The 17,120-nt window shown below is 66.5% G+C and carries 14 protein-coding genes and 3 tRNA genes; 14 read left to right on the forward strand and 3 right to left on the reverse strand.

All coding sequences use genetic code 11. The annotated features are described in order from the left end of the window. Nucleotide 1 precedes the first annotated feature (1 nt). From AC5P7X_RS03700 to AC5P7X_RS03710, 3 genes are all read left to right on the forward strand, one after another. Nucleotides 2–3,769 carry a pilus assembly protein gene (locus AC5P7X_RS03700; RefSeq protein ID WP_495214427.1) on the forward strand — a complete coding sequence of 1,256 codons (3,768 nt, stop codon included), beginning with the start codon at nucleotides 2–4 and terminating at the stop codon, nucleotides 3,767–3,769. Between the two features lie 23 nt (nucleotides 3,770–3,792). Further along, nucleotides 3,793–4,200 (forward strand): type IV pilin protein, encoded by a 408-nt coding sequence (locus AC5P7X_RS03705; RefSeq protein WP_005415966.1) that lies wholly within the window; start codon nucleotides 3,793–3,795, stop codon nucleotides 4,198–4,200. A 47-nt stretch (nucleotides 4,201–4,247) separates the two neighbouring features. After that, nucleotides 4,248–4,324 (forward strand) — tRNA-Asn (locus tag AC5P7X_RS03710). A gap of 52 nt (nucleotides 4,325–4,376) precedes the next feature. Here the strand turns inward: AC5P7X_RS03710 and AC5P7X_RS03715 are convergent. Then, complete coding sequence (locus tag AC5P7X_RS03715) at nucleotides 4,377–4,922, reverse strand: GspH/FimT family pseudopilin (protein ID WP_005415967.1); 546 nt, start codon at nucleotides 4,920–4,922, stop codon at nucleotides 4,377–4,379. A 128-nt stretch (nucleotides 4,923–5,050) separates the two neighbouring features. Here AC5P7X_RS03715 and uvrB point away from each other — a divergent pair, with 128 nt between their 5' ends. The 3 genes from uvrB to AC5P7X_RS03730 all read left to right on the forward strand — a co-directional run bounded on the left by uvrB (nucleotide 5,051) and on the right by AC5P7X_RS03730 (nucleotide 7,429). Continuing rightward, the gene (uvrB, locus tag AC5P7X_RS03720; protein WP_005415968.1) at nucleotides 5,051–7,075 is read left to right on the forward strand and encodes an excinuclease ABC subunit UvrB; all 2,025 of its coding nucleotides are present in this window, start codon (nucleotides 5,051–5,053) and stop codon (nucleotides 7,073–7,075) included. A 106-nt stretch (nucleotides 7,076–7,181) separates the two neighbouring features. Then, nucleotides 7,182–7,256, forward strand: a tRNA-Val gene (locus AC5P7X_RS03725). Nucleotides 7,257–7,354: 98 nt separating this feature from the next. Further along, nucleotides 7,355–7,429 (forward strand) — tRNA-Val (locus AC5P7X_RS03730). Between the two features lie 126 nt (nucleotides 7,430–7,555). Here AC5P7X_RS03730 and AC5P7X_RS03735 read toward each other — a convergent pair. Continuing rightward, on the reverse strand, nucleotides 7,556–7,858 hold the full coding sequence (locus tag AC5P7X_RS03735; RefSeq protein ID WP_053500528.1) for a hypothetical protein: 303 nt from the start codon (nucleotides 7,856–7,858) through the stop codon (nucleotides 7,556–7,558). 182 nt (nucleotides 7,859–8,040) lie between these two features. On the opposite strand from AC5P7X_RS03735, the gene AC5P7X_RS03740 reads away from it, so the two are divergent. Beyond that, nucleotides 8,041–8,181 carry a hypothetical protein gene (locus AC5P7X_RS03740; RefSeq protein ID WP_171955946.1) on the forward strand — a complete coding sequence of 47 codons (141 nt, stop codon included), beginning with the start codon at nucleotides 8,041–8,043 and terminating at the stop codon, nucleotides 8,179–8,181. A 96-nt stretch (nucleotides 8,182–8,277) separates the two neighbouring features. On the opposite strand, the gene AC5P7X_RS03745 is transcribed toward AC5P7X_RS03740, so the two are convergent. Beyond that, the gene (locus AC5P7X_RS03745) at nucleotides 8,278–8,562 is read right to left on the reverse strand and encodes a hypothetical protein (RefSeq protein WP_053500526.1); all 285 of its coding nucleotides are present in this window, start codon (nucleotides 8,560–8,562) and stop codon (nucleotides 8,278–8,280) included. A gap of 176 nt (nucleotides 8,563–8,738) precedes the next feature. On the opposite strand from AC5P7X_RS03745, the gene AC5P7X_RS03750 reads away from it, so the two are divergent. The 7 genes from AC5P7X_RS03750 to lpxK are packed head-to-tail and all read left to right on the forward strand — an operon-like array spanning nucleotide 8,739 to nucleotide 17,070. After that, nucleotides 8,739–9,410, forward strand: a complete 672-nt coding sequence (locus AC5P7X_RS03750; protein WP_049415866.1) for a response regulator transcription factor — start codon at nucleotides 8,739–8,741, stop codon at nucleotides 9,408–9,410. A gap of 1 nt (nucleotide 9,411) precedes the next feature. Next, nucleotides 9,412–10,755: a sensor histidine kinase gene (locus tag AC5P7X_RS03755; RefSeq protein ID WP_495214428.1), complete on the forward strand. Its 1,344-nt coding sequence runs from the start codon at nucleotides 9,412–9,414 to the stop codon at nucleotides 10,753–10,755. Nucleotides 10,756–10,814: 59 nt separating this feature from the next. After that, on the forward strand, nucleotides 10,815–13,214 hold the full coding sequence (locus tag AC5P7X_RS03760; RefSeq protein ID WP_495214429.1) for a DNA internalization-related competence protein ComEC/Rec2: 2,400 nt from the start codon (nucleotides 10,815–10,817) through the stop codon (nucleotides 13,212–13,214). Nucleotides 13,215–13,217: 3 nt separating this feature from the next. Next, nucleotides 13,218–13,880: a MotA/TolQ/ExbB proton channel family protein gene (locus AC5P7X_RS03765; RefSeq protein ID WP_005415976.1), complete on the forward strand. Its 663-nt coding sequence runs from the start codon at nucleotides 13,218–13,220 to the stop codon at nucleotides 13,878–13,880. Between the two features lie 3 nt (nucleotides 13,881–13,883). Then, complete coding sequence (locus tag AC5P7X_RS03770) at nucleotides 13,884–14,306, forward strand: ExbD/TolR family protein (RefSeq protein ID WP_005415977.1); 423 nt, start codon at nucleotides 13,884–13,886, stop codon at nucleotides 14,304–14,306. Beyond that, nucleotides 14,303–16,051 carry a lipid A export permease/ATP-binding protein MsbA gene (msbA, locus tag AC5P7X_RS03775; protein WP_053500520.1) on the forward strand — a complete coding sequence of 583 codons (1,749 nt, stop codon included), beginning with the start codon at nucleotides 14,303–14,305 and terminating at the stop codon, nucleotides 16,049–16,051. Before AC5P7X_RS03770 ends, msbA begins: the two co-directional genes overlap by 4 nt. Then, nucleotides 16,051–17,070: a tetraacyldisaccharide 4'-kinase gene (gene lpxK, locus AC5P7X_RS03780; protein WP_065177370.1), complete on the forward strand. Its 1,020-nt coding sequence runs from the start codon at nucleotides 16,051–16,053 to the stop codon at nucleotides 17,068–17,070. The genes msbA and lpxK overlap by 1 nt, the downstream gene beginning before the upstream one ends. Nucleotides 17,071–17,120 lie beyond the last annotated feature (50 nt).

The raw sequence follows: 17,120 nt of genomic DNA on the forward strand, positions 1-17,120 counted from the left end.
CATGAACACTCGCAACCGCAGGATCCTGGCAGGCGTTGGCCTTGCCGTGTTGGCCGCTGGCGGCTATCTGGCGCATACCTTGTTTGCCGCACAGGCGCAGGGCGTACTGGCACAGGAGCCGATGAACGTGCAGACCCGCGCGACACCGGCGTTCATCATGGCGGTGGACGATTCGGGTTCGATGAACTTCGAGCGCATGTTCCCCGGTGGTGACGGCCGCATGCGCTGGAACAGCAACACCAACAGCTTCTTCAACAACGACGGAAGCTTCTTCAGCGTGGGCTCGGCGTGTGCCAACAACTCGGTGGACTGTTACCTCTACCTTTACCCGCACGCGGAATTCAACAAGGAATATTCACCGGGCCGGGCCATTCCGCCGTTGGACATCTACGGTTTCGCGCGTTCGCATGTCTACAACGCCAGTTACTTCAATCCGGCAGTGACCTACCGGCCGTGGACCAATGCCGACGGCACGCTGTGGCCGAATGCCTCGATCACCCAGACCCGCGCCGATCCCCGGTCCGGGCAGCGCGGCTACAATGCCGTGTACAACATGACCGTCAATCGCGCCGAGACGTCGGAGAAGTTCCAGTTCGTCAGCGGCATGCGGATTCCCGACCTTTCCGGCACCGGCAATGAATACTATGTCGACAGCTGGTGGGATGGCGGGTGGAAGACCGCTGCGATCAGCAACACCGGCAATACCACATACGCGATCAGCTACTTCCCGGCCACCTTCTACCTGCCGGCCGCAGCGCCTGCACCGGACGGATACAAGACCGACGACGCCAGTCGCCCGGTGATCAAGGGTGCCTGTGGTCCGGGCTGCGACATGCGCCGCTACCAGATCAAGTCGGGCAACTACTCGAGCCCGGCCGCCTACAACGCCGCGATCCAGAATTTCTCCAACTGGTTCCAGTATCACCGCAATCGCGTGCTGGCCATCGTCGGTTCGTCGACTGCCGCCCTGGTGAGCGTCGATACGATGCGCGTGGGCTACTTCACCATCAACAAGCTCAGCAACGCGACCATGTATGACATGGTCACCAATCGTGCCGATCTCTACAAGCAGATCTACACGCTCACCGGCAATGGCGGCACGCCCAACCGCCGCGCGGTTGAATATCTGGTCGACCAGTTCCGTCGTACCGATGCCGACGCCCCCGTGCAGCTGGCCTGCCAGCGCAATGGCGGCATGCTGTTCACCGACGGCTACACCAACTCCGGCAATGCACCCAACGGATCGTTCGGTGATGCGGACTCGGTGAATTCCACGCACCTGCCGTCCATTCCGTTCGCCGATGGCTACAGCAATACCATCGCCGACATCGCGGCGGCGGCCTATGCCGGCGCCCGCACACCCCTGCGCACCGGCACCAGCTTCCCGGCCGGCCAGGTGCCGGTCAGTGACAAGTGCAGTTCGCTGGACAAGAGCAGCCCGGACTGGAAGCGCCTGGACTGCCAGACCGACCTGCACATGAACTTCTACGGCGTGACCCTGGGCGCGCAGGGCAAGATCTATGGCGTCAACCAGGCAGCGACCGATGATCCCTACAAGAACCCGCCGAACTGGGCTGGCAACGGCAACCCGCTGAATGTCGACGACGGTACGGTCATCGATGAACTGTGGCACGCGGCCGTCAACAGCCGTGGCGAGTTCATCAATGCGCAGACGCCGGCCGACGTCACCGAGGCCATGCGCCGGGTACTGTCCTCGATCACCGGTGGTGCGTCGCCTTCAGGCACGATCGGTATCAGTGGTGCACGCATCGGTACCGGCTCGTTGGCGGTCACCCCGCGTTATGACATCACCAACAGCGGCACTGATTGGTCGAGCAAGCTGACCGCGTCCAGCGTCAAGGTCAACGCCAACCAGGTGGCCGAGCTCACCGAGGTGTGGGAAGCCTCCAGCCGCCTGACATCGTCCGGCCGCCGGATCGTCGCCAACAAGCTGGGTTCGCCCGTGGATTTCAACAGCGCCCGCATCAGCCTGCAGGACCTGTGCAGCAAGCCTGACGGCAAGTACGCGACGATGCTGGTGTGCTCCACCGACAAGCTGACGGCGATCAAGGCTGATCTGGCCAGCGCGATCAACTATCTCAGTGCCGACAGCTCGACCGAAGTCCGCAACGGTGGCAAGTATCGTGACCGCACCACGCCGCTGGGTGACATCGTCAATTCGGCGCCGGTGGTGAGCTCGCCGCTGGACGACTACGGTTACCGCCAGTTGGGTGGCACCTACGCAAAGAGCTATACGGACTACCTGGCCACCAAGGCCAAGTCGCAGCGGTACATGGTCTATGTCGGCGCCAATGACGGCATGCTGCACGCCTTCGACGGCGGCATGAAGGCCGATGCCAAGCAGGACGGCACCGGTGGCACGGAGAGCTTTGCCTACATCCCGGCCACCGCGCTGGGCCACATGGCCAACCTGCTGTTCCCCTACAAGTCCGACACGGCCGACCAGACCTTCCGTCATCGTTACTACGTCGATGGTCCGGTGACGGTGTCCGATACGTTCAACGGCACCGCCTGGCAGACCAGCCTGGTAGGCACCACGGGTGCGGGTGGCCGTTCGGTGTTCGCACTGGACGTCACCACGCCGGGCAGCTTCGGCACCGGCAACGTGCTGTGGGAAATCAGTGACATCAATTCGTCGCTGCGGGATGAGGTGCGCAACAACATCGGTTTCGTGCTGGGCAAGCCGGTGATCGTGCCGGTGAAGAGTGGCACCGGCGTGGCCTGGAAGGCGATCTTCGGTAATGGCTACGGCAGCGCCAACGGCAAGGCGGTGTTGTTCGTGGTCGATATGGCCAGTGGCGACATCCGGATGATCGAAGCCGTCGAGGGTACCTCGGGCGCTGGCATCTCCGGTGACAACGGATTGGGCAATGTGGTCGTTGTCGATCGTTGGACCGGTACCAACCAGGATGCGCGCGGTCGTGATGGCCTGGCCGACACCGTCTATGCCGCCGATCAGCGTGGCGCCGTGTGGAAGTTCGACCTGACCAGCAGTGCGAATACCACGTTGACCGTGCCGATGTTCACCAGCCAGGTTGCCCAGGACTCCTCCAACAGGACCTACCGTCAGCCGATCACCGGTGGCATGACCGCCGCGACCGGTCCTTCGGGCGGCGTGATGCTTTACTTCGGCACCGGCAGCTTCTCCTTCACCAGCGACAAGGATGACAAGTCGCAGCAGGCGCTGTACGCCGTGAACGATCTGTCGGGCAAGACGGTGACCTCGACGGTGACCGCTGCCAACCTGGTACCGTACACGGCCGCGGCCGCCGCTGCAGGCGTTGATGAGCGCAAGATCACCGCGGGTGCGGCGCCGGCCAACGCCCGCGGCTGGATGATCCAGCTGCCTGCCGGCAACGGTGAACGCGCAGTAGGTAACCCGATCCTGGTCAGTGGCATTGTCTTCATGCCGACCTATGTACCCAACATGGAAACGGTTGGCTGTTCGACCAGTGGTTCGAACTGGCTGTTCGGGTTGTCGTCGATCAGCGGCCTGCCAATGCTGGAGAACGTCCGTTATGGCTCGCCGACCGGCAGCCGACCCGCCTCCGGCACCGCGGCCATTGCATTGAAGACAGGAGGAACCGCGCCGGTGCGTGACGTTTCGCTGTCGGTGTTGCCACGTCCGACGGACAACAAGGCACCGCCTGGTGGCAGCTCCTGCTGGATGGCGGTGGGTGCTGCGGGCAGCCAGTCGCTGTATCTGCCTTACCCGTGCGGTCGCCAGTCCTGGCGCCAGCTCCAGTAACCCAAGTGCGAGGATCCACGCCCATGTTGCACACTCCCATGCCTCGCCGCGCGGCTGGCTTCACGCTCATTGAATTGATGATCGTGGTGATCGTCATCGGCATCCTGGCGGCGATCGCCATTCCGTCTTACCAGGAGTACGTGCGCCGATCGCATCGCGCCGTGGTGAAGGCGGACCTGGCCGAGTATGCGCAGCGTGCGGAGCGCTACCACACCAGCAACAACTCCTACACCGGCTACGCACTGCCGACCAAGGTGTCGCCGCGTGATGGAGGGACTGCGCGCTACAACCTGGATTACAAGGGAGACGGCACCAGCTTCACCATCACCGCCACCCCGCAGGGCACGCAGGCCAAGGACAGCTGTGGCAAGTTGAGCGTGGACCAGGCCAACCGCAAGACGGCCGACGGTGGCGTTGCCAGCTGCTGGTGAAACAGGTGTTGATCTTCCTGTAATCGACCAGTACAATGCGCCTCCCCGCCCGAATAGCTCAGCCGGTTAGAGCACTTGACTGTTAATCAGGGGGTCGTTGGTTCGAGTCCAACTTCGGGCGCCAGATACTGCAGAAGCCGCGAGAAATCGCGGCTTCTGCTTTTCTGCGCAGGCATTCAGCAGGGCGTATCGCGGTTCACGCGCTCACTCCGGACGCGGCCGCCATTGTTGACGATCAATGCGCCATGCAGCTGGTTGCCCGCGCAGATGCGCAGGGTCAGGTTGGCCCCCGGGCTGCGTCCATCTGCCTGGAAGAACAGCAGCGGACGCCCGCTGCTGGCCTGGGCAAGGATCGAGACGTCCGAGCGCCCGGTGTGGTGGCTCAGGATCGCCTCCGGCGAGGCAGGCTCCCCGCGCTGGTCGCCGCTGCGGTAGATGATCCAGCCGGCGCTCCAGTCGTCACTGCAGTGCCGGCCGTCGACACTGGCGCAGAGGCCGATCAGCTCCCGTCTGCGCACGGCCTCGCTGCGTGCGCCGGACAGGCTGGCATGCAGGGTCAGTTGCAGTGCATCGGCGCGTTGCCGCAGCAGCAGGGGCTGCAGCGCCGGCCAGGACGCGGCCAGCAGCACCGCCAGCACAGTGATGACCACCAGCAGTTCGGTCAGGTGCACGCCCCGCGCAGAGCGGGGGCCGAGCGGGCAGGGGGCTTGGGCAGTGCGCATGCATCCAGCCTCCGCGCCCGGCTGTGCGGCCGCCATCGGGAATCCCCGTAGCGGTCTGCCCGGAGACCCCTCAGCCGGCCGTCACCCCTCGCCCCGTATACTGACCCTTCCCGGGAACTGGCAACACCATGAGCGACAGTTTTGAACTTGTCTCGCCGTATTCGCCGGCGGGCGACCAGCCCAACGCCATCGCGAAGCTGACCAGCAACTTCGAGGCCGGCATCGCCAAGCAGACCCTGCTGGGCGTGACCGGCTCGGGCAAGACCTACACCATCGCCAACGTCATCCAGAACGTTCAGAAGCCGACGCTGATCATGGCACCGAACAAGACGCTGGCGGCGCAGCTGTATGGCGAGTTCAAGGCGTTCTTCCCGCACAACGCGGTGGAGTACTTCGTCAGTTATTACGACTACTACCAGCCCGAAGCCTACGTGCCGTCGTCGGACACCTTCATCGAGAAGGACAGTTCGATCAACGAACACATCGAGCAGATGCGGCTGGCCGCGACCAAGACCCTGCTGTCGCGCCCGGACGCGATCGTGGTGGCCACGGTGTCCGCGATCTATGGCCTGGGTGCGCCGGAAGACTACCTTTCACTGCGCCTGATCCTGTCCAAGGGCGAGCGCATTGACCAGCGCGACCTGATCAACCACCTGACCCAGCTGCAGTACACGCGCAATGAGTACGAGCTGCAGCGCGGTACCTTCCGCGTGCGCGGCGAAGTGATCGACGTGTTCCCGGCCGAGTCGGACAGCGAAGCACTGCGCCTCGAACTGTTCGATGGCGAGGTCGAGAAGATCACCCTGTTCGATCCGCTCACCGGCGAGACGCTGCGCAACATGCAGCGCTTCACGGTCTACCCGAAGACCCACTATGCGACCACGCGCGAGCGCGTGCTGGCGGCGATCGAGACGATCAAGGTAGAGCTGAAGGAGCGGCTGGAGCAGCTCTACGCGCAGAACAAGCTGGTGGAGGCGCAGCGCCTGGCGCAGCGCACGCAGTTCGACCTGGAAATGATGGCCGAGGTCGGTTACTGCAACGGCATCGAGAACTACTCGCGGCACCTGACCGGCAAGAATGCCGGCGAGCCGCCACCGACCCTGTTCGACTACCTGCCGCCGGATGCGCTGCTGGTGATCGACGAATCGCATGTGACCATTCCGCAGATCGGCGCCATGTTCAAGGGTGACCGCTCGCGCAAGGAAACCCTGGTTGAGTTCGGTTTCCGCCTGCCGTCGGCGCTGGACAACCGCCCGCTGCGCTTCGAGGAATGGGAGGAGCGCTGCCCGCGCAGCATCTACGTGTCGGCCACGCCCGGGCCCTATGAACTGCGTGAAGCCGGTGACGAGATCACCGAACTGGTGGTGCGCCCAACCGGCCTGATCGACCCGGTGGTGGAGATCCGGCCGGTCGGTACCCAGGTCGACGACCTGATGAGCGAGGCCAACGCGCGCATCAAGGCGGGCGACCGCGTGCTGGTCACCACGCTGACCAAGCGCATGGCTGAAAACCTCACCGAGTACCTCACCGAACACGGTATCCGCGTGCGCTACCTGCACTCGGACGTGGATACGGTCGAGCGCGTGGAGATCATCCGCGACCTGCGCCTGGGCAAGTTCGACGTGCTGGTCGGCATCAACCTGCTGCGTGAAGGCCTGGACATGCCCGAGGTATCGCTGGTGGCGATCCTCGATGCCGACAAGGAAGGCTTCCTGCGCTCCACCGGCTCGCTGATCCAGACCATCGGCCGCGCCGCACGCAACGTGCGCGGCAAGGCGATCCTGTACGCCGACAAGATCACCCGCTCGATGCAGGCGGCGATCGATGAGACCGACCGGCGCCGTGCCAAGCAGGTCGAGTACAACGAAGAACATGGCATCGTGCCGCGCTCGGTGGCGCGCCCGATCGTCGATGTCCTCGAAGGCGCGCGTTCGGATGCCGCCGAGAAGGAAGCCAAGAAGGGTAAGGGCAAGGGCCGGGCGAGTGTGGCCGAAGAAGCGGCCGACTATCGTTCGCTGTCTCCGGCGCAGCTGGCGACCCGTCTCAAGGCGCTGGAACAACAGATGTACCAGCACGCCAAGGACCTGGAATTCGAAGATGCCGCACGGGTGCGTGACCAGATCCGGCAGCTGAAGGAAGCCAGCCTGGGCTGAACGTGGCAGTGCAGCATCATCTTCACAAAAGTGTTGCGCTTCACGGCCCGCATCCGTAATATACGCGGCCTGCACCGACGCAATCGCGGAAATGCAGAAGCAAAACGGGCGGTTAGCTCAGCGGTAGAGCACTACCTTGACATGGTAGGGGTCACAGGTTCGAACCCTGTACCGCCCACCACGAAGTCCTCGGAAGAGGGCTGTCGTGAACTGCAAAGCCCGGCCCTGGCGCCGGGTTTTTACGTAACAAGGCCAGCCTTCGGGCGGCAAGAACAAGATGGGCGGTTAGCTCAGCGGTAGAGCACTACCTTGACATGGTAGGGGTCACAGGTTCGAACCCTGTACCGCCCACCACCTGCTCCCGGCGTTGCCGGTGAAGTGGTGGAAACGATGAAAGCCGGCCCCGGGGCCGGCTTTTTTCGTTCCGGGGAGCCTGGCGTTCCCGCGAAGCTGCATCCGTGCCGGTTCAGTGGAATGAAATCAGTGGGTAATGCTGATCGAACGCTGGATGCGCCACTGGCCGTCGACGCGTTCCCACAGCTGCGCCACACCTACCCGGGCCAGCGCAGGATGAGGGCTGGCGCCAGTGTCGTCTGTCGATTGCTGGCTGCCCAGCCGCAGCACGCGGTCCTGGCGCAGGTGATAGAGCTGAAGGGGCTGCGCTTCATGCATGGCCTGCCGATCCTCGGTGCGCAGGATCTGGCTGCGCAGGGCATCCTCGGTGGGCCCGCAGCCGTCGCCGAACAGGCTGGAGAACAGCAGGATCAGGGCAAGCATCGGCATGGCACGGTGCTCCAGCGGGAAAGTGCATGCAGGCTGGCAGGGTCGGCCGGGCACCGCAGCCGGCCTGCGACGAAGGCGGGGATTGGGCCGCCAAAGGCAGGCAGATGGCGATGAATCCGGGCCGCGCAGGCGTAGACTCGGCGCTACTGCGCAACTGCGCAATTACTGCAAGGAACTGCCGCATGAGTGATCACGTCCCGGTGTCCAGGCCCAATCCGCTCATGGAACGCCTGTTCGGCGGCAACATGCTGGAAGGCACGTTCAAGGCAGTGATCTGGGTCGCAATCCTGAGCGCGCTGCTGGCGTGGACCACGCTGCGCTGAATGACGCTGCCGCGCCGGGCCTGCCGGGTGGCGGGACCTGCTGACCCGATCACTCCCGCTGCCGCCAGTGCGGCGGCAGTGCCTGTGCGGGTGCTGTCAGGCGCTGAAGGCCTGGCGCAGGCTGCGCAGGGTGGCCTGGCGATGTTCCCTGGCCGTTGGCTCGCCCATCTCCAGCTCCTGCAGGCGCAGTCCGACCAGAGTCATCGACAACGCATAGCCGCGTGCCGCGTCGGCAACGCGTGACAGGCCTACTGCACGGCGGGCCAGTGCATTCACGTGTTCAAGGTCGGGCATCAGTCCCAGATAGGCGCGTTCTGCGCTGTCCAGGTCCGGTGCACGCAGGATCGCGTGGGCTTCTGCGGTGGGGGAGACGGAGGCCATGGGGGTCCTTGTCAGGGGCAGCGACAGCATCGTTCGGCCACATTGCGGGTGATGGCTGCGCATGCTGAAGGGGCAACATTGTCAGAACATTGCGCCTGCAACCGCTGGCATGCATGGGCGCAAAACCATAGCGCCAGGCACTATGATCGGCAGCGTTTCCGGTTGACGAGTCCCTGATGCGCATCCTCCTGGTCGAAGACGATCCTGATCTGTCCCGCGCCCTGCAATCGGGCCTGGAGCGGCAGGGCGTGGTCGCCGATGTGGTCGGCAGCCTGGCCGAGGCCGCGCTCGCGTTGCGCGAACCGGTACACCAGCTGCTGTTGCTCGATCGCCAGCTGCCCGATGGCGATGGCGCCGGATTCGTCGCCTCGGCGCGTGCGCTGCGGCCGAACCTGGCGGTGATCATGCTCACCGCCAAGGGGACGCTGTCGGACAAGGTCGAAGGCCTGGACGTCGGTGCCGATGACTATCTGGTCAAGCCGGTGGCGATCGAGGAACTGATGGCACGCATCCGCGCTGTATCGCGCAGGCCTTCGGCGATGGTGACGCCGAGCCTGCGGCTGGGGCGGCTCGAGTTCGATTTCGAATCGCTGCAGGCACAGGTGGAGGGCCAGCCCCTGGCATTGCCACGTCGGCAGGTGCTGGTGCTGCAGGCGTTGGCGATGCGGCAGGGCCGCACGGTTACCCGCAGTGCCCTGGAGGCTGCAGTGTACGGGTTCGATGATGAGATCCAATCCAATGCGCTCGATGCGCATATCTCCAAGCTGCGCAAAGCGCTGCAGCAGGCCGGGGCGGGGGTGGAGATCCATGTGATCCGCGGCGTCGGCTACCTGCTGGCGGAGGCCTGAGATGGCCCGTCCGATCCGTTCGATCACCCTTGGCCTGGCTTGGCGCCTCTTCCTGGCGCAGGCCTTCACCGTACTGTTCGCGGTGGTCGCATTGATCCTGACCTGGGGTGACAAGGACTCCTGGGGCATGGACATGTTCGTTGCCGAGGCGGTGGCCAAGGCGGTGCACAGCGAAGGCGGGCGCCTGGTGCTGGACCAGGCGCGCTGGGACAAGCTCGATGCCAACGCCGGGGGAAATCTCTGGTTCGCCGCGGTGGATGACAAGGGCATGTGGCTCGAGCGCGGCACCATCCCAGCCATCCACGCGCCGATGCTCGCGCGGCTGCCGACCGTGGGCGCCACGGAACTGGGCTCGCTGGTGCCCCCCTACCTGGACGTGGCGCGGGTGATGATCCGCAACGAGGACGGGCGCCGCATCACAGTGATGGTCGGTGGCGCGCCCAAGGGCGGGCTGCTGGATGGCGCGCTGATGGTGCTGCGCCTGATCGGCCTGTGGTTCTTCCTGCCACTGATCGTGGTCACCCTGCTTGTGATGCCGACCGTGATCCACCGTGCCATGCGCGGCGTGCGCCGTTCTGCGCAGCAGGCCAAGGAACTGGATATCGGCCAGCCCGGTGCGCGGCTGGATGCGCGGCTGGTCTCCACGGAAGTGGCGCCGCTGGTGGAAGCCTTCAACGATGCCATCGACAAGGTGCAGCAGGGCTATGCAGCGCGCGACAAGTTCCTCGCCGACGCGGCGCACGAATTGCGCGTGCCGATCGCCGTGGTGCAGGCGAGACTGTCTCAGCTGCCGCAGGGCGAGCTGAAGTCGCAGTTGCTGACCGACGTGGCGCGGCTGGGCAATGTTGCCGAGCACCTGCTCGATCTGCAGCGCCTTGACCGCAATGTCGGCGCACTGCAGCGGCTGGACCTGGCCCTGCTGGTGCGTGAGGCAGCCGCGGACCTGGCGCCGTTGGTGGTGGGCGCCGGCTATGGATTCGAAGTGGACGCGCCGGAATCTTCGGTGTGGATCCACGGCGACAGTCTGGCGCTGGGGCGGGTGATTGCCAACCTGGTGCACAACGCGATCGTGCATGGTGGTGGCCGTGGCACCATCTGCGTGCGGTTGGATGCGCGCGGCTTGCTGGAGGTCAGCGATCAGGGTGCGGGCATTCCATTGAGCGACCGCGAGGCGATCTTCGAGCCGTTCCATCGCCTGCGCGCGGCGGGCAGCGGCAGTGGCCTGGGCCTGCACCTGGTGAAGGAGATCGTGCAGCACCACGGTGGCTCGGTCAGTGTCGGTGAGGCTGCGGGAGGCGGCGCAAGCTTCCGGGTCAATTTCCATCGCGGTAGCGTCCGGCGCTGACGCGTTTGCGGGGCAAGTCCCGATAGGCAAGCTGCCGCCGGTAGCGGCAGGCTGGACCCATGGCCGTCCAGCTTTCCCCGTCTCCCTTGCTGGGCAGTGGCGCCGCTGCGGCGCTGACACTGGGGGCGCTGGCCTGCGTGCAGCTGCCGCGGCTGCCGCCGCTGTGGGTCTGCACGGTGATGATCGTGCTTGGCATGGCGGGGTGGGGCCTGCGTTGGCGGGGGCGCCTGCCCGCGGTCGTGCTGTTCGGTGCCGGATGGACGGCGCTGCACGGGCACTGGGCAATGCAGGAACAGCTGCCGCCAGGCCAGCCAGCACGGGATGTGGTGGTCAGTGGACGGGTCATCGATCTGCCGGACCATGGAGCCGCGCACACCCGCTTCCTGCTGCAGGTCAGCGAGAGCAGCGAACTGCCATCGCTGCGCGGCAAGCGCCTGCAGGTCACCTGGAACGATGCCTGGCGTGCCGCTGACGCCACCGACGCCGGGCGTGGGCGCCATCAGGTCCTGGCCGGCGCGCAGTGGCATCTGGCCTTGCGCGTGCGGGCGCCGCGTTCGCGGATCAATCCCGGTGGTTTCGACGGTGAACGCCACGCGCTGCTGCGCGGCGTGTCCGGCAACGGCACGGTGCGGGCGCCGGCCAGCGCGCGCGAGCTTCAGGCCGCGCATGGCCTGCCGGCATGGCGTGAACGCACCAGCGCCGCCATCGCCGCGCAGGTGGCCCATCCAGCCGCGCGCTTCGTGCAGGCACTTGCCCTGGGCGATACGCGTGGCCTGTCCGACGCCGATTGGGATCAGCTGCGGGCGCTGGGCCTGACCCATCTGGTGGCCATTTCCGGATTCCATGTCGGGGTAGTGGCCGGGCTGGGGGCGTTGCTGTGTCGAGGGCTGTGGTGGCTGTGCCCGCTGCTGGCCCGGCATTGGCCACGCCCCCAGGCGGCGGCCTGCGCCGCGGCCCTGTCCGCAGCGGGCTATGCGGTGCTGGCCGGCGGTGAATTGCCGACCGTGCGCACTGCACTGATGATCGGGCTGGTGGCGCTGGCGCGTAGCGGGCGGCGCCCACTGGGTCTCGTGCAGGGGCTTGCACTGGCGGCGCTGGCGCTGCTGCTGCCGGCGCCGCTGTCAGTGCTGTCCGCGGGCTTCTGGCTCAGCTTCGGCGGCGTCCTGTGGCTGGTCTGGTGCCTGCCGCAGGGACGTCCGCGTGGGGTGGTCGCCAACCTGCGCGGGTTCCTGGCCGCACAAGGGGTGGCCAGCGTCGGCCTGTTGCCGCTGGGCATCGCCTTGTTCGGTGGCACCGCCTGGCTGGGGCCGCTGGTGAACCTGCCGGTCATCCCGTGGTGGACATTGCTGGTGGTGCCCTTGTCGCTGCTCGGCACCGCCCTGCAGGTGCTGCATGACGGCGCCGGGCGCTGGGCGTGGCGCGCAGCGGCGTGGTTGTTCGAAACCAGCTGGCAGGTCCTGCAGCCACTGGCGGCGCATCCACAGGCGATGTGGTGGTTGGCCGAGGCACCGGCCTGGGCAGTGCCGGCGGCGCTGCTGGGCGTGTTCTGGTGGCTGCTGCCACGCGGTGCCGGGGGCGGGCTGGCTGGCCTCCTGCTGTGCCTGCCGCTGCTGTGGCCGTTGCGCGAGCGGCCGGCCGAGGGAGAGCTGGAGCTGCTGGTGCACGACGTCGGGCAGGGCACGGCGGTATTGCTGCGTACCGCGCGGCATGCGCTCTGGTACGACGTGGGACCGCCGATCGGGGGTGAGGGCAGCGAGCGGGTCCTGGTTCCGTCATTGCGGGCGCTGGGGCAGGCACGGCCCGACCGCGTGCTGATCAGTCACGACGATCTCGATCATGCCGGCAACCTGCCGAGCCTGCGCCTTCAGTTGCCGGAGCTGCCCCTGTTGGCGCCGCCGGGCAGCACGATCGCCGGGGCCGGGCGCTGTCAACGCGGCCTGCGCTGGCGCTGGGACGGCGTCGACTTCCAGGTACTGCACCCGGATGCCGGCAGCCAGCGGGCTGAAAACGAGGACAGCTGCGTGCTGCGCGTGGCCAGCGCGCATGGTGGGGTCCTGTTGCCCGGGGACATCGGCCGCCCGGCCGAACAGGCGCTGCTGCGGGCGTCTCCGGCGGCGCTGAAGGCGGATGTGGTGCTGGTGCCGCACCATGGCAGCGGCGGCAGCTCCAGCGCGCCCTGGGTGGCGGCGGTGTCAGCCCGGCTGGCGCTGGTTTCGGCCGGGCACCAGAACCGCTTCGGCCACCCGCGCCGGGACGTGGTCCGGCGCTGGCAGGCGCAGGGAGCCGAGGTGGTGTCCACTGCGGAGTCCGGGGCGATCCGCGTATGGCTTGGCGCACAAGGGCTGCAGCTGCGTGAACAGCGTATCCATGCATCCCGGTGGTGGGATGCCGCTGGGCGGGCGCGGTCGGCTGTTATCCTATCGCCGATCAAACAAGCGGCCGTTGGGCCGGAGGGTTGAAACGTGTGGGAACTGGTCAAGGCCGGTGGCTGGCCGATGGTGCCGCTGCTGCTGTTGGGCGTACTGGCTTTGGCGATCATCCTGGAGCGTTTCTGGTCCCTGCGGCGGACTGAAGTGCTGCCGCCCGGCCTCGGCCAGGAAGTGCGCAACTGGGCCGCACGCGGCAAGCTTGACCCGGCGCACCTGCAGACCCTGCGTGCCAACTCGCCGCTGGGGGCATTGCTGGCGGCCGCGCTGGAAGCCCGCAATCGTCCGCGCGACCAGATCCGCGAGCGCATCGAGGACACCGGCCGCCATCTGGTGCACCGCATGGAACGTTTCCTCAACGCGCTGGGCACCATTGCCTCGGCCGGCCCGCTGCTGGGCCTGCTGGGCACGGTGATCGGCATGATCCAGATGTTCTTGGGCATCCTCGACCATGGGGTGGGCGACGTGAACCAGCTGGCCGGCGGTATCGGCAAGGCGCTGGTGTGCACCGCCACGGGCATGATCGTGGCCATTCCGGCACTGATGTTCCATCGCTACTTCAAGGGCCGCATCCACGGCTACGTGGTGGAAATGGAGCAGGAAGCCAGTGCCCTGCTGGACACGCTCGACGGTCGCCCCGGGGTGATGAACCCGGCCGCGCCGGCGCGACCGGCCAACGCCGCGACGGCGAAGGCCTGATCGATGCGTATCGGCAATGACCGCTCCCAGGATGAGCCGCATATCGATCTGGTTCCGCTGATCGACGTCATCCTGGTGCTGATCATCTTCTTCGTGGTCACCACCACCTTCGATGCGCGCTCGACGCTGCAGGTGCAGCTGCCTACCGCCAGCCAGCAGCCCAACAACGAGCCGCCGCGTTCGCTCAGCGTGCTGATCAACGCCGAAGGCCGCTATTTCATCAATGACCAGGAAGTGCTGCGCAGCGACGTCGAGTCGGTCAAGCAGACCATCGCGTCCGTGGCCGGCAGTGACCGCAGCCAGCCCGTGCTGCTGCGCGCCGACGCACGCACTCCCTACCAGGCCGTGGTGACCGCGCAGGACGCGCTCGGTCAACTCGGTTTCCGTCGTATCGCCATTGCAACTGCGCCAGAGGTGCGTCCATGAGTTCCCATCACGCGCCGGTGTGGCCGATCTACAAACGTCTGCTGGGCTACACCCGCACCTACTGGGTGTTCATGGTGGGCGCGGTCATCGCCATGGTGGTCGAGGCCCTGGCCGGCTACCACTTCACCAAGCTGATGGAGCCGCTGGTCAACGAAGGTTTCGTCGACCCGCAGCCGCGCGCGGCCGTGGTGCTGCCGCTCACCATCCTCGGCCTGTTCCTGATGCGTAGCGTGGCCACCTGGGTCAGTGACTACACGCTGGCCAAGACTGGCCGCAGCGTGGTCCGCGACCTGCGTGAGCAGGTGCTGCAGAAGTACCTGCACCTGCCGTCGTCGCACTTCGATACCGAAGCGACGCCGGTGATGGTCAGCCGCCTGAACTTCGATACCGAGCAGGTCACCCAGGCCAGCGCCGACGCGCTGAAGACCGTGGTGGCCGACACCCTCACCATCATCGCGATGCTGGCGGTGATGCTGCAGATGAGCGTCAAGGTGACCTTGGCAATGCTGCTGGTGGTGCCGCTGATCGGTGGCATCGTGTCCTACGTGGGCAAGCGCTACCGCCGCATCAGCCGCGGCATCCAGGACGGCATGGGCACCATGGCGCAGACTGCCGAGCAGTCGCTGGCCGCGCAGCAGGAAGTGAAGGTACACGGCACCCAGCAGCATGAGATCTCGCGCTACTCGCGCCTGGCCAACCGCATGCTGGCGCTGAACATGAAGGTCGAGGTCACCCGCGCCGCCGCCTCCAGCGTGGTGCAGTTCCTGGCCGCACTGGCGCTGGCGGTGATCGTCTGGGTATCGACCCGCGAGGCCCTGGCGGGCCGGCTCAATGCCGGCCAGTTCATGGGCCTGATGACCTCGATGATGGCCATCATTCCATCGCTGCGCCGCCTGACCAGCGTACAGACGTCGATTTCGCGCGGTGTCTCTGCTGCCGAGCGCCTGTTCGGCATTCTCGACATGCCAGTGGAGCGCGACCAGGGGCAGCGACACGTGCAGCGCGTGCGGGGCGAACTGGCGTTCGACCACGTCATGCTGCGTTACCGCGAGGACAGCGGCATCGCCCTGGATGACATCAGCTTCGTTGCCAGGCCAGGCACGGTGACGGCCATTGTCGGCCGTTCCGGCAGTGGCAAGACCAGCCTGATCCGGCTGGTGCCACGCTTCTACGAGCCCAGCGGCGGTGTCATCACCCTCGACGGCGTGGCACTGGACGACTACCCGCTGGCCGACCTGCGCCGGCAGGTGGCAATGGTCGGGCAGAAGGTCATGCTGTTCGATGACACCATCGCTGCCAACATCGCCTATGGCATGGAAGCGACCGACGAGCAGATCCGCGCGGCGGCCGAGGCCGCCAACGCGTGGGAGTTCATCGCACGCATGCCGCAGCAGCTGCAGACCCCGGTGGGCGAGAATGGCGCGCTGCTGTCCGGTGGCCAGCGCCAGCGCCTGGCGATTGCCCGCGCGATCCTGCGCGACGCCCCGATCCTGATCCTCGACGAAGCCACTGCGGCGCTGGACAACGAATCCGAGCGCCTGGTGCAGGACGCGCTGCAGCGCCTGATGCCCGAACGCACCACGCTGGTCATCGCGCACCGGCTGTCGACCATCGAGCATGCCGACCAGGTACTGGTCATGGATCATGGCCGCATCGTTGAACGCGGCACGCACAAGGAGCTGCTCGAACTGGGCGGCCTGTACCAGCATCTGCACAGCATGCAGTTCCGCGAAAGGCAGGACTGATGGCCGGCAAGGGCACCCAGACCCCGCCGTACTGGTATGACGGCACCCCGGTTCCGTGGGCGATGCGGCTGTTGGCGCCGCTGTACGCAGGTGTCACCGCACTGCGCCGGCGCGCCTATCGGCGTGGCTGGCGCAAGCGCCACTCGCTGCCGGTGCCGGTCATCGTGGTCGGCAACATCACCGCCGGTGGTACCGGCAAGACGCCGCTGACGATTGCCCTGGTCGAGCGCCTGCGCGCGGCCGGCTGGAAGCCGGGCGTGGCCAGCCGCGGCTATGGTCGCGAAGACGCCGACAAGCCGCTGTGGGTGCAGGCCGATACGCCAACCGCGAAGGGCGGTGACGAACCGGTGCTGATCGCCTGGAAGACCGGCGTGCCGGTGCGCGTGGACCGTGACCGTGTCGCCGCCGGCAAGGCGCTGATCGAGGCCGGCTGCGATGTGATCGTCTGCGACGACGGTTTGCAGCACTACCGGCTGGCGCGCGACATCGAGATCGAAGTGGTCGATGCCCAGCGTCGCTATGGCAATGGCCGGATGATCCCGGCCGGGCCGTTGCGCGAGCCGGTCAGCCGCGCGAGCGAGTGCGATTTCCGCGTGGTCAACCTCGGCCAGGCCGATGAGGAGACCGCGGCACAGGCCTGTGGCTTCGGCCAGTGGCCAATGTCCCTGCACATCGACAGTGCGCAGCCGCTGGCCGGTGGCCGCGCGCGCCCGCTGGCGTACTTCAAGGGCCAGCGCGTGCACGCGGTGGCCGGCATCGCCCATCCACAGCGCTTCTTCGACATGCTGCGCGCGCGCGGGATCGGCGTGGTGCCGCATGCGTTTGCCGACCACCAGGCCTACCAGCCGCAGGACCTGTCCTTCGGCAGCCAGTTGCCGGTACTGATGACCGAAAAGGATGCGGTGAAATGCCGGGCGTTCGGCAACGACTGGCACTACGCGGTTCCGCTGCGTGCCGAGTTGCCCGCCGCGTTCTGGGTGGCGTTGACCGATCGCCTGGACAAGCTGCGACCGAACTGAGTGGCGCGGCGGCGCTTGCATTCACGCGCCGCTGGCCGCATTCCCGTTGT

The sequence above is a fragment of the Stenotrophomonas sp. YJH_SMC_53 genome (assembly GCF_059369995.1).